Origin of the sequence: Frankia tisae (genome assembly GCF_025403405.1) — a bacterium.
Lineage (GTDB): Bacteria > Actinomycetota > Actinomycetes > Frankiales > Frankiaceae > Frankia > Frankia tisai.
Genome location: NZ_JANEZT010000194.1, coordinates 1 through 12,685, shown reverse-complemented (window position 1 = coordinate 12,685; position 12,685 = coordinate 1). Strand labels below are relative to the sequence as shown.

General features: G+C 75.4%; 5 protein-coding genes and 1 pseudogene. 2 read left to right on the top strand and 4 right to left on the bottom strand.

Annotated elements, in window-relative coordinates; all coding sequences use genetic code 11:
* Positions 1-142 precede the first annotated feature (142 nt).
* Positions 143-2,530, top strand: coding sequence for a bifunctional copper resistance protein CopD/cytochrome c oxidase assembly protein (locus NBZ85_RS18500; RefSeq protein ID WP_261562301.1), 2,388 nt, complete (start codon positions 143-145; stop codon positions 2,528-2,530).
* Between the two features lie 6 nt (positions 2,531-2,536).
* Here NBZ85_RS18500 and NBZ85_RS18495 read toward each other — a convergent pair whose 3' ends face one another.
* From NBZ85_RS18495 to NBZ85_RS18480, 4 genes are all read right to left on the bottom strand, one after another.
* Positions 2,537-5,263, bottom strand: a complete 2,727-nt coding sequence (locus tag NBZ85_RS18495) for an HAD-IC family P-type ATPase (RefSeq protein ID WP_261562300.1) — start codon at positions 5,261-5,263, stop codon at positions 2,537-2,539.
* 289 nt (positions 5,264-5,552) lie between these two features.
* Entirely contained in the window at positions 5,553-6,446 is an 894-nt protein-coding gene (locus tag NBZ85_RS18490; protein WP_261558060.1) for an undecaprenyl-diphosphate phosphatase, read from the bottom strand.
* Between the two features lie 112 nt (positions 6,447-6,558).
* A complete protein-coding gene (locus tag NBZ85_RS18485) occupies positions 6,559-11,514 on the bottom strand; it encodes a cation-translocating P-type ATPase (protein ID WP_264761917.1) in 4,956 nt (1,651 codons plus the stop codon).
* 55 nt (positions 11,515-11,569) lie between these two features.
* The gene (locus NBZ85_RS18480; protein WP_261558057.1) at positions 11,570-12,055 is read right to left on the bottom strand and encodes a hypothetical protein; all 486 of its coding nucleotides are present in this window, start codon (positions 12,053-12,055) and stop codon (positions 11,570-11,572) included.
* 64 nt (positions 12,056-12,119) lie between these two features.
* On the opposite strand from NBZ85_RS18480, the pseudogene NBZ85_RS18475 reads away from it, so the two are divergent.
* A pseudogene (locus tag NBZ85_RS18475) lies at positions 12,120-12,685 on the top strand (hypothetical protein); the annotation flags it as partial.

The following is a 12,685-nucleotide window of genomic DNA, read 5'->3' as shown; positions in this document are numbered from 1 at the left end:
CGGATGATGGGGACGGCGGGGGCAGCGGCTGGATCGTCGTCGTCGTGATCGCCGCCGTCGTCGTCCTCGCCGGCGGCGGTCTGCTCGTTATCCTGCGCCGACGTCAACCCGGAGCGCGCTGACCATGGACTCTTCCCCCTCGATGGGCACGCCCACCTCGGCCGGCTCTCCCGGCTCCCCGGAGGTCCTCCCGTCGGGGGGCGTCTCCCCGGCACCGACGTCCGCCCGGCCGACGTCCGCCCGGCCACCGGGGGCGGCCGCCCGTGCGCTGCCCGTCGCGGTGCTGGCCGGGTGCGCCGTGCTGGCATTGGTCGTCGGCTTCGGCCCGGGTCCGCTTCGGCTGCCAGGGCTGCCCTCGGCCGGCGAAGGCACCTACTGGGCGTTGCCGTTCGCCCGGCTGGTAGGTCGGATCGCCTCGGTCGCCACGCTCGGCTGGCTGCTCGCCGCCGCGGTCCTGCTGCCGTCGCAGCGCACTTCCGCCCGCCACCACCGTGAGCCGCCCGATGCGGACGCGGCGGCAGCACACGCGGGCGACTCGGCGACGGCACACGCAGGCGCCCTGCCGGACCGCGCGGCCGGTTCCCGCCAGCGGCCGTTGACGTCGACCTCGCGCCGCTGCGGGCGGTACGCGGCCGACGCCGCGGTGGTGTGGGTACTCGCCACCCTCGCGGAGCTGGTGTTCACCCTGTCCGACGTCTCCGCGCAGCCGGCCGGGGACGTGCTCGACCTGCACGCGCTGCGGTCGTTCGTCGCCTCGACCGAGCAGGGCCGCGCCCTGATCACCGTCGCGGTGCTCGCCGCCGTGGTGGCGATCGTCGGCCGCACGGTGACGACGACGACCGCGGCCGGTGCGCTGCTCGCCGTCGCCGCCATCGCACTGCTGCCGCCGGTCTTCGCCGGGCACGCCGCCAGCTCCGGTGACCATGCGATCGCGGTGGTGGCGCTCGCCGTGCACATCCTCGCCGCGTCGGCGTGGGTGGGCGGGCTGCTCGGCCTGCTGTCCGCCGTGCGACTGCCCGCCGGTTCCTTCGGCCCGGCGCTGCGGCGTCACAGCCGGTTCGCCGCCGGCGCGGCGCTCGTCACCGCGGTCAGCGGGATCGGTGGGGCCGCGTTGCGCCTCGGCGGCTTCTCGCCGCTGTGGGAGACCCGTTACGGCCTGCTCGTCACGCTCAAGGCTGTGGGCCTGATCGCCGCGGTCGTGCTCGGCGGCCTGCTGCGCCGCCAGGTCGTCGCCCGGCTGACCGCGGCCGCGACGGCAGCAGGGGCGACGGCGGCGGCAGGCGCGGCGGGGGCGGTCGGTCGGTTCATTCGCCTGGCGGGCGTGGAACTGACCGTGCTGACGGCCACGCTGGGCCTGGCCGTGGGGCTGTCCCGCACGGCGCCGCCGGTGAACGACGCCCTCGTGCCCGCCGACCCGACCCGGGCAATGCTCGGCTACCCGATGCCGCCGCCGGTCACCGCCGTTCGGCTGGCCGCCGACTGGCGGATCGACTGGGTGTTCCTCGCCGCGTCGGTGGTCGCCGCCGGCATGTACCTCGCCGGGGTGCGCCGGCTGCACGTCCGGGGCATCCGCTGGCCGGTCGGGCGCACCATCGCCTGGCTGTGCGGTCTGGCCGTCGTCGTCATCGCCACCTCCAGCGGGCTCGGGCGCTACGGGCCCGTCCTGCTCAGCGTGCACATGACCCAGCACATGCTGCTGAGCATGCTCGCGCCGATCCCCCTCGTCCTCGGCGCGCCGGCGACCCTGGCCCTGCGGGCGATGCGCCCCGCGCGGGCCCCGCATCGCAGCGGGCCGCGGGAATGGCTGGTGGCGCTGCTGCGTTCCTGGCCGGTACGGGTGCTGACCCATCCGGCGCTGGTGACGGTGAACTTCATCGGCAGCCTGTATGTGTTGTACCTGACGTCGCTGCTGCCCACGCTGATGCGCAACCACCTCGGTCACCTGTACATGAACGTGCATTTCCTCGCGGTCGGCGTGCTGTTCTTCGAGCTGCTCATCGGAATCGACCCGCTGCCGCGGCGGCTGCCGCATCCGGGGCGGATCCTGATGCTGATATCCGCCGTACCGTTCCACACCTTCCTCGGCCTGGCGATCATGGCTGAATCGTCGCTGCTCGGCGCCGACTGGTACGGCCGGCTGGTGCGGCCCTGGGGGGTGAGCGCGCTCAGCGACCAGCGCACCGCCGGCGCCATCGTCTGGTCGTTCGGGGAGCTGCCGACGTTCGTCGTGCTCATCGTGCTGTCCTTCCAGTGGGCGCGGCTCGACGAGCGGCGCACCCGGAACCGGGAGCGCCGGATCGCCGCCGCCGGTGACGTCGACGCCGAACTCGACGCCTACAACGCCTACCTCGCCGGTCTCGCCGACGGCCCGACCCACCGCCGTACCGCGGCGGCGACCGGCCCGGCGGTCACGACCGGCGTGCTGACCGGCAGCGGGCCGGCGGGACCGCCCATGCCTCCCATGCCCCGACGGGCAGCGGACGACGATATCGCCTTCGGCGGGCGCGCATCGGCCGGCGACGACGGCTGAAAGCAATCACCTGGTGTCACCGTGCCCGGCCTCGCCATCCACCCGCGGTGGCCTCCCCCCGGCCGCGCGTTCGCCGTCGGCAGTCGTCCCCGCGCCCAGCGCGACGAGCTCGGCGGCGGGCGGTGCCGGTGCCGGCAGGGTCCGCACGTTGCTCTGCGATGCCGAGGGACGCCGCGCCGCGGCCAGCTCGTCCCGGGAGGCCGCGACGGCCAGGTGGCGCCGCGTCAGCAGCCAGACGAGTTCGAGCAGCATCCCCGAGCCCGCCGCGATGCCCACCCCGGTCCACGGGCCGGTCGTCCCCACCAGCGACAGCTGGAAGAACTCCTGGCCGAACGGGATCACCAGGACCAGCACGAACGCGACCGCCATGGTCAGCACCAGGGCGATGCGCCACCACGTGTAGGGGCGGGCGACGATCGCCAGCGCCCACAACGCGATCAGGAACAGCGTCAGGGTCGCCATCGACGTCTCGGCGTCCAGATCGTCGTAGATCGACCGCGCCACCAGGTAGGACGCCATTGTCGCCGCCGCGGCGATGATCCCGGCGGGCAGCGCGAAGCGCAGCACCCGGCCGACGAAGTCCGGCCGGGCCCGCTCGGTGTTCGGGGCGAGCGCGAGGAAGAACGCCGGGATGCCGATCGTCAGCGAGCTGAGCAACGTCAGGTGCCGCGGCAGGAACGGGTAGGGCACCCGGGTGACGACGACCAGGATCGCGAGCAGCACCGAGTAGACGGTTTTCGTCAGGAACAGGTTCGCGACGCGTTCGATGTTGCCGATGACGCGGCGCCCCTCGCCGACGACGGACGGCAGCGTCGCGAAGCTGTTGTCGAGCAGGACGATCTGGGCGACGCCGCGGGCCGCCTGGCTGCCCGAACCCATCGCGACACCGATGTCGGCGTCCTTGAGGGCGAGGACGTCGTTGACGCCGTCGCCGGTCATCGCGACCGTGTGGCCGCGCGCCTGCAGGGCGGCGACCATCGCCCGCTTCTGCTGCGGGGTCACCCGTCCGAAGATCGAATGGGTCTGCAGGGCGTCGGCGAGACCGTCGGGATCGGTCGGCAGCGTCCTCGCGTCCACCGGCGAGTCGGCGCCGGGCAGCCCCAGGGAGCGGGCGACCGCGCCGACGGACAGCGCATTGTCCCCGGAGATCACCTTCGCCGCGATGTTCTGCTCGGCGAAATAGCGCAGAGTGTCCGACGCGTCGGCCCGCAGCCGCTGGGCGATCACGACGAGCGCGACCGGCACCACGGAGGCCGGGACGCTCGCCGGTTCGGCCAGCGCACCGTCGAGCGGGGCGGTGAACCGGCCGAGCAGCAGCACCCGCAGGCCGCGCGCGCCGAAGCCGTCGACCTCGGTGAGCACCGGGTGGTCGGCGGGCAGCAGCACGTCGGGCGCGCCCAGCAGCCAGGTGGCGACGCTGCCGGCCGGGTCGACCATCGTCGCGCCGCTCCACCTGCGGGCCGAGGAGAACGGGGCGTCCGCCCGCACCGCCCAGCCCGTCGGCGTCGGGTACGCGTCGATGATCGCCTGCATGCTGGGGTTCGGCCGGGCGTCGGCGGTGCCGAGCACGCCGAGGACCTGCCGGGCCACGTCGGTCGCGGAACCGGTCGCGGAACCGGTCGCGGAACCGGTCGTGGAACCGGTCGCGGAACCGGTCGCGGAACCGGTCGTGGAACCGTCGCTTCCGGCCGTGGTTGCGGCGCTGGTTGCGGCCGTGACTGCGGCGACCGCGTCGACGATGCGCAGCTCGGCAACGTCCATCGCCGCCTCGGTGAGGGTGCCGGTCTTGTCGAGGCAGACGACGTCGACGCGAGCCAGCCCCTCGATCGCCGGCAGCTCCTGGACGAGGCACTGGCGGCGCCCCAGGCGCACCACCCCGACCGCGAAGGCCACCGAGGTGAGCAGCACGAGTCCCTCGGGCACCATCGGCACCAGGCCGGCGACCATCCGGCGGATCGCCTCGGACAGGTCGTCGTCGTTGACGTAAAGCTGACTGATGATCAACGCAATGCCAGTCGGGATGATCATCCAGGTCACGACCCGGAGGATCGTGCTGATGCCGGCGCGCAACTCGGAGTGCACCAGGGTGAACCGGCTGGCCTCCTCGGCGAGCTGCGCGGCGTAGGCCTCGCGGCCCACCCGGGTCGCCCGGAAGGCGCCCACGCCCGCGACCACGAAGCTGCCGGACATGACCTGGTCGCCGGGCTGCTTGTGCACCGGGTCGGCCTCACCGGTCAGCAGCGACTCGTCGACCTCCAGGTGCTCGGCCTCGGCGACGACCCCGTCGACGCCGATCCGGTCGCCCGGCCCGAGCTCGATGACGTCGTCAAGGACGATCTCGGATGCGGCGAGCGGCGCCGCGACCCCGTCGCGGCGCACCAGCGGCCGGGACTCCCCGACCACCGCCAGCCGGTCCAGGGTGCGCTTGGCGCGCAGCTCCTGGAACAGCCCCACCAGGGTGTTCGCGACGATCACACCGCCGAACAGGGCGTCCTGAAACGGGCCGACGATCACCATGAACACCAGCAGGACGCCGATGATCGCGTTGATCCGGGTGAAGACGTTGGCGCGGACGATCTCGCCGAGGCTCCGGCTGGAGCGCAACGGCACGTCGTTCACCCGGCCGTCGGCGATCCGCTCGGCGACCTCGGCAGCCGTCAGCCCGGCGGCGGGCACGGCCGCCGAGACGGGGAAACCGGACGGCCGCGTTCCCGCGACCCCTGGCCGATCCATTGCGTCCTCCACGCTCCGTCGCGGCCGCCATCAGGGGCTCGGCGGCGTCGGGCATCGCCTGCTGGGCCCGGGATCCGGCGGACGGCCGGCGCGCGCACCGCGGATCCATGCGCGTGCCTGGGGACGGTCACGTCCCGGTATGCCTCGTCCCCTGCCGCGCGGCGATTCCCCGCCACCGCGCCGACCGGGTACCCCGCACCCCCGCCCACCGCGCGTCGCGTTCCGTACGCCGCATGGGCCGCCTGCCCACCGTAGTTGACGCTTCTGCGACGAGTTCGCCCGCGGGTCGTCAGTCGGCCGGTGCGCCCGCGTCCGCGCTGATCGCGCCCCCGGCGAGCAACGCCAGCAACAGCAGCCCCAGGGCGACCCGGTACAGCACGAACGGCGCGAAACTACGGGTCGTGATGTAGCGCAGGAACCAGGCGATGGCCGCGTAGCCGGTGGCGAACGCCACGACCGTGGCGAGAATCGTCGGCCCCCACGACACCTCGGCGCCGTCGCCGTCGCCGTCGCCGCCACCGATCGACTTCAGCTCGAACACGCCGGAGGCGAGCACCGCGGGCATCGCGAGCAGGAACGAGTAGCGCGCGGCCGCCTCGCGGGTGTAGCCGAGCAGCAGCCCGCCGCTGATCGTCGCCCCGGACCGGGACACCCCCGGGATCAGCGCGGCCGACTGCGCCAGCCCGTAGAGCACACCGTCGCGCACCGACAGGTCGGGCAGGGTCTTACGTGGCCGCAGCAGCGAGTGCCGCCCGCGCGGGCGGCCCTTCGAGGCGTACCAGTCCGCGCCGCCGAGGATCAGACCAAGCACGATCAGTGTCGTTGCGATCAGGCGCAGGTCGCGAAACGGGCCCTCGATGGCATCCTGGAACGTGACGCCGAGCAGGCCGATGGGGATCGTGCCGAGGATGACCAGCCAGCCGACGCGGGCGTCGGTGTCCTTGCGCATCTCCCGGCGGGTCCACGACAGCGCCCAGGCCCGCACGATCCGCGCGATGTCCTTGCGGAAGTAGATCAGCACCGCCGTCTCGGTGCCGATCTGCGTGACCGCGGTGAACGCGGCGCCGGGATCGTCCCAGCCGGCCAGCGCGGCGGTGATCCGCAGGTGCGCGCTGGAGGAGACGGGAAGGAACTCGGTCAACCCCTGCACCAGTCCGAGGACCGTGCCCTCGAAGAAGTTCATCGGCGCCGGCCGGCGGAACCCGAGCACGCGGCGGCCCCTCTGCCGGTCGGCGGGTCACCTGCCCGCCGGGTCCGATCTGGTCGCGTCATCGGTGTGCACCCCTCCACGCGCCTCACGCTAGCGGAGCGCGGAGCACACCCGGATGGCGGGGAGGGCCGCCTGGTGTGGGCGGCGGTCGTCGACGCATTCGTCCCGCGAGGGTGGCCGCGCCGGCGGCGCCCAGCGCAATACTCCAACCGACCGGCCCGACCGGGCGGGACCCGAACAGCGCGCTGAGCATCGGCGTCTGCACCAGCACGGCAAGCACGGCCACGCTGGCGATCGCCGTCGTGATGACCAGCGGATCCCGGCCCGCAAGGGCCAGGGTCTGGCCCAGCTGGGCCCCGACGAGCGCGAGCAACGCGACGGTCGAGGCGCGCCGACGGGTGCCGGTGAGCCGGCAGAGCAGCCACGCGGCGCTCGCCGCGCCCGCGGTCGCCCCACCACGGATCAGCAGGATGCGTCGCAGCGGGCCGGTGAGCCAGTCGGTCGCCGCGCCCCCGCCACGACGGACCCCCCGGGGTCCGGCCGGGCCGGACCCGCCGTATGCCCGCCCGGTCTCCCCGCCCGAGCGGGCGATGGCATCGTCGTCGCGGACGGCGGGGGCCCCGCCCTGCGGTGCACGCCCCCGGACGGCGAGGGCCATCGCCGGGGCCATGTCGGTCAGCAGGTTGACGAGTAGCAGCTGGCGCGGGTTCAACGGCGCCGTCCCCCCGAGCGCCGTTCCGAGCACGGTGAACGCGACCTCCCCAGCGTTGCCGCCGACCAGCACCGACACCGCATCGGTCACCGCCTGCCACATGCTCGTGCCCTCCTCGAGGGCGTCGACCAGGCGGGTGACGTCGGCGTCGGTGAGCAGGAGGTCGGCGGCGCCGGTGGCCGCCGCCGACCCATGGCCGCGTACGGCGACACCGACGTCGGCGGCGCGGATGGCGGCGGCGTCGTTCGTGCCGTCCCCGGTCATGGCCACCACGTGACCGCGCCGGCGCAACGCGAGGACGAGGCGCACCTTCTGCTCGGGGGAGATGCGCGCGAACACCGTCGCCTCCTCGACCCGGCGCGCGTACTCCTCGTCACCGAGCGCCGCGAGCTCCGCGCCGGTGACGACGTGGTCAGCCCCCGGGACGCCAAGCTCGGCGGCGATCGCGCCCGCGGTCACCGGGTGGTCCCCGGTGACGACGAGCACCCGGATCCCGGCCTCGGCCAGCCGTCGCACAGCCGGAGCGGCCGATGGCCGGGGCGTGTCGGCCAGGCCGAGGAAGCCGACAAGCTCCAACGCGCGGAGCCGATCTGCCTCGATCGGGCTTCCCGGGTTCGATCGGGGGTGCACGCCCACAGGCCGCCCTCGGTCGGGTGAGGTCTGGTCCGGCGCGGTCTGGTCCGCACGGGCGACGGCGAGGACTCGTAGCCCCCGCCTGGCCAGATCCTCGGCGACCAGCACGGCCTCCCGCCGCCGGCCGGATCCCAGCCGGCATCGGTCGAGCAGCACCTCAGGGGCGCCTTTGACGGCGAGCACCTCCGTCCCGCCCGGGTCACGCAGCAGCGTGGCCGCGTATCCACGCGCGGTTTCGAACGGCATCTCCGCCAGGCGTCGCCCCAACAGAGGGAGCCCGTGGGCGGCATCGAGCACCGCCCGATCGGTGGCATGCGGCGCCGGCCCACCCGGCGCCGGACTGGCCGCGGCCGCGATCCGGTGCACCGCCGCCGCGGCCGGATCCGACGCGGGAACCCGCCGCCACCGGGCGGCGGGCCCGCCCGCGGCACCGTTCGGCCGCCCACGCCCGGCAGCAGAGCGGACGACGACGTCGCGCAGCACCAGCCGACCCTCGGTGAGGGTGCCGGTCTTGTCGAAGCACACCGTGTCGACGCGACCGAGGGCCTCGACGGTGCGGGAGGAACGGACGAGCACGCCGAGCCTGGCCAGCCGGCGCGCCGACGCCATCTGCGCGACCGTGGCGACCAGAGGAAGCCCCTCGGGCACCGCGGCCACCGCGACGGCCACCCCGGCGTTGACGGCGGCCCGCAACGACGTGCCACGCAGCCAGGACAGGCCGGCCACGGCGATCCCGCTGACCGCGGTGAGCGGGATCGCGAGCCGGGTCAGATCGGCGAGCCGGGCCTGCACACCCTGCGGCGACCCGTGGCCGACCGCCGCCTGCCCCGCCCGACCGGCCTCGGTCGCCGTGCCGACGGCGACCACCACCGCCCGACCGGACCCGGCGAGCACGGTCGTCCCCTCGTAGAGCATGTTGTGCCGCTCGGCGAGCGCGACGCCCGGCGTCGGGGCGGTGTCCTTGACGACGGGCACCGACTCCCCGGTGAGGGAGGACTCGTCGACCTCCAGGGACTCTGCGTGGACCAGTCGGGCGTCCGCGGGCACCACGTCGGCGGCACGCACCTCGACGAGGTCGCCCATGCGCAGGTCGACGGCGTCGACAAGCCGGGTGTCCGTCGTCGTCACCACCCGGGCCAGCGGGGTGTTCCGGGCCATCAGCCGACGCATCACCGCCTCGGCCCTGGCCCGCTGCGCCCCGCTGACCACGGCGTTGGCGACCGACACCCCTGCGACGAGGGCCGCGTCGACCGTCGACCCGAGCACCGCGCTCGCGGCAGCCCCGACGAACAGCACCGGGATCAGCGGATCGCTCAGGTCCGAAAGCAGCGCGACGGTGAACCCACGGGCCGCGGACGCCATCGAGCCGACGCCGCGTCCGGAGGTCGGGGCGTCGATGTCCCACTGCATGGAGTCCGGTTCGGCGGTACGGGCGCCGGCCGGTTCCGCCGGGTCCCGCGGGGCAGCGGCCAGCCGGCGTCGCACAGCGTCCGCGGGCAGGGCATGCCAGTCGGTGTGCCACGCAGGCGCGGGAGGGGTGCGCCGGTCGGCGCGGCTCGCGCTGAGCGCGCCGAGCGCCATCGCGCCGAGCGCGGCGGCGTTGACCGGCGCGGCGCGCACGAGCGCCGCGGGCCGGATCAGCCCCGCCCGTCGGCCCCGGCCCGCACCGGTGTCGTCGCGTCCCAGCCCGGCGATGGTGGTGAGGACGGCCAGTGCCGACGCGGAGTGGGCGAGGGTCACCGACCGGCTGCTGACCGCCGCGGCGACCGGTGGGAGCTGCAGGATCCGCCAGGCATCGACCAGACCGCCCGCGCAGATCAGATCAGCCGACCAGGGCGGGCGAGCCCCCGGGATGTCCACCCCGATGCCCACATCCGCGCTGAACAGCGCGTCGGCGTCCCCGGCGGCGACCGCCGGCGCCTCCGGGCGCGCACCCCCGGCCACGACGGCGACCATCCGGCCAGCCGCCTGCAGCCGCCAGACCTCGGTGTCCACCGCTGTGCCCGCGGGCAGCACGGTGTCGACGAGTGCGGCGAGCTCGACCGTGCTGGCGTGGGCGGTGAGCACGACGGTGCCGCACGCCCGGGCGGCACGCAGGAGTGCCTCGGCGAGCCCGTCGAGTTCGGTGCCGACGACGGCGTGCGCCCGGCGGCGGCCGACGCGGAGCTCGACGGGTAGCCCGGATGGGTGCAGCGCCGATCGTGGCCCTTCGGTGTGCACCGCCACCACCCGTTCGGCCCCCTGCCGCGCGACGACGTCGCCCGGTTGGAACACCCGCCGAGGGTCCACCCCGTCGAGCAGGCGATCCGCCCGCGACCAGGTGGCCGCGTCGGCGGCGGCCAGCACCCGTGTCCGCTCCCCCAGCAGCACCTGCGCGCAGACGACGACGGCGTCGATCCGATCGAACCGACGCAGGCAGCGGGCGTCGAGGGTTACCACGTCCCGAGCGGACAGCCGGCGGGCCGCCGTGGCCGCGAAGACCTCCCGGCCCAGCCGGGCGGCCCGCGGCACGGTCGCCAGCACCAGCTCACCGCCGACGCGCGGGGAGCCGGTCGCGAGCAGGCTGGCTGCGCCGACGGCGAGCCCGATGGCGGCCATCCGCTCGGCGCTGCGCTCGATCGGGCCGGCGGGAACGGGGCGAGGCCGGTGCTCCCGCGCGCGTGCGCCGATCTCGCCGGGTAGTCGCGACGGGCCAGGCGAGGCTCCGGACAGCTGCCCCGGCGCCGACGGATCCCCACCACCGGCCAGCGCCGCGGCAGCCAGCAGCTCCGCCGCGGCACCCGAGGTCTGCGCGGCAACCGGTTCGGACGGGACAGCCGGCGAGCCGGGAACCTGGTCCGCGCGGGCGGTACGGCGCAGGAGGTCGGGCTGGCGGCGGATGAACGCCGCCCGTTCGGCGAGCAGCTCGCCGACGACCGCCGCCCGGTGGGCCACGCCGACGACGAGGATGTCCGGGCTCTGGGTCAAAGCACCCGCGCCTGCGCCGAGCAGGCCGATCGTCAGATCGGCGCCATGCTGGCCGAGGCGGCGTTCCACCGCCCGCCGGACCCACGGCTGGTGATCCACAAGCGCCACCACCGCGCCCGCCGCACGGGGAACGGCCGGCACCCGGTAGACCCGGGCCGCCACGGCGACGCCGAGTGCCGCGGTGTCCACGCCGAGTCCGATCACCGCGGCGACCAACGGCCCCGTATCCCCCGGGTGCGCGGCGTGCCCAGGCAGCGTCGCGCGGCCGTCACCGGCTCGAGCCGCGGCGTCGGCGACGCCGGCCGCAGGACCGGCCGCGGCGCCGGCACCCGGCTGTCCCGCGTCATCCTCCTCGCCCCCGGCGTCGGCCCGGGTGCGCCCCCCGTCCGGGCCCCGCTCGCCGACCACGCCTTCGCGCAGGGTTGCCTCCACCGCGGCGACGGCGTCGACCAGCTCCGCCACGTCCACGCGATCGGAGTCGAAGCTGATGAGAACCCGTCCCAGGCCCTCGTCGACCTGGGCCCAGTCGACGCCGTCCAATCGGTGCAGCGCGGCGACGACCGCACGATGCAGGCGGCGCCGGCGGGCGTCGGCGAAGGCCGGATCCGGCTGTGTGCCCTCGGGCCACGGCGGATGAATCTCGATGTGCGCGTCGCCGTCGCGACTCCACACCCGCCGCGGTCGCCGGCCCGGGCGGGTCAGCTCGATGTTCAGCGTCCGCACGAGCATCACCGCCGCGGACCTCGCCGCGGCCGGGCCGGGCAGCCTCACGTGCGGCGGGCTATCACCGAGGCCGAGCGGCGCCACCGCCGCGAAAGCCGTTCTGCCCACGCCCCTCGTGACCACGCCCCTCGTGACCACGCTCGCGGTGGCCATTTCCGTTGTGATCGGTGCCGCCGGACGGCCCGCCGAGGCCGTGTTCGGCATGCCGGAATCGCCGCCACAGCCCGCGCGGCCCGAGGCCGGTGGGCAGCTCCGCGCTGATCTCGACCTCGGCCTCGCCCGCCCGCGTGGCAGCGGCCTGCGGTCCCACCGCATGCCCGGCCACGTAGGTGCCGGCCGCGATGGCCAGCGCCACCGGCCACTCGATCAGTTCGACCACCGCGAGGGTGCCCAGCCCCAGGTAGTAGGCGGTGCGTCCCGGGGTGGGCAGGCTCAACGGCCCCACCCGGACCTGGCTACCGGGCACGGTCGGCGGGGAGACCTCGAAGTGGGCGGTGACGAAGGGCAGGCGCAGCGTCGCCGTGCGCACCTCGGTCGATGTGCCCACCGGACGGCGCGCCTGCGCCGTACCCCCCGAAGGGGTGGAGGTCACCCGAACGGCGGAGGAAGCCGTGACCCGGCTGCCGCCGCCCCGGCGGGCGGTGCCGCGCCCGGACTCCAGCCGGGTCGACGTCGCCCGGCTGGCGGAGCCCGACTTGGCGGCTCCTGCCCGCGCGGCGGTCGAGCGAGTGGCGGCGGCCCGCGCCGTGGTCCCGATGGCCGCCCCGGCGGCCGATTCCGCCGGCGTCGCGGCAGTGGCGGATCGGCGGGCGGGGACTGTTCGCGCTGTTCCCGCCCGGGTGGAGCTGGCGCGCGCGGAGGTGGACCCCGCCGCGGCCGCCCCCGTGGCGGTGGACCTGCTCGAGGAAGGCCTCGCCGGAGACCCCGAGCCCGCGGCGCGGGGCACGGTCGCGGTCTTCGCACTCGTAGGCCGCGCCGCTCCCGCCTTCGCGGTGGCAGCCCTGCCGGTACCAGCTTTGGCGGTGGCGGCCTTCGCGGTGGACGTCCTGGGCCCGCCGGATCCGGGCCCCGACGCGGTGGACCCCGACCCGCCGGACCCCGAGCCGCCGGACCCCGAGCCGCCGGACCCCGAGCCGCCGGACCCCGAGCCGCCGGACCCCGAGCCGGTGGCTGTCTC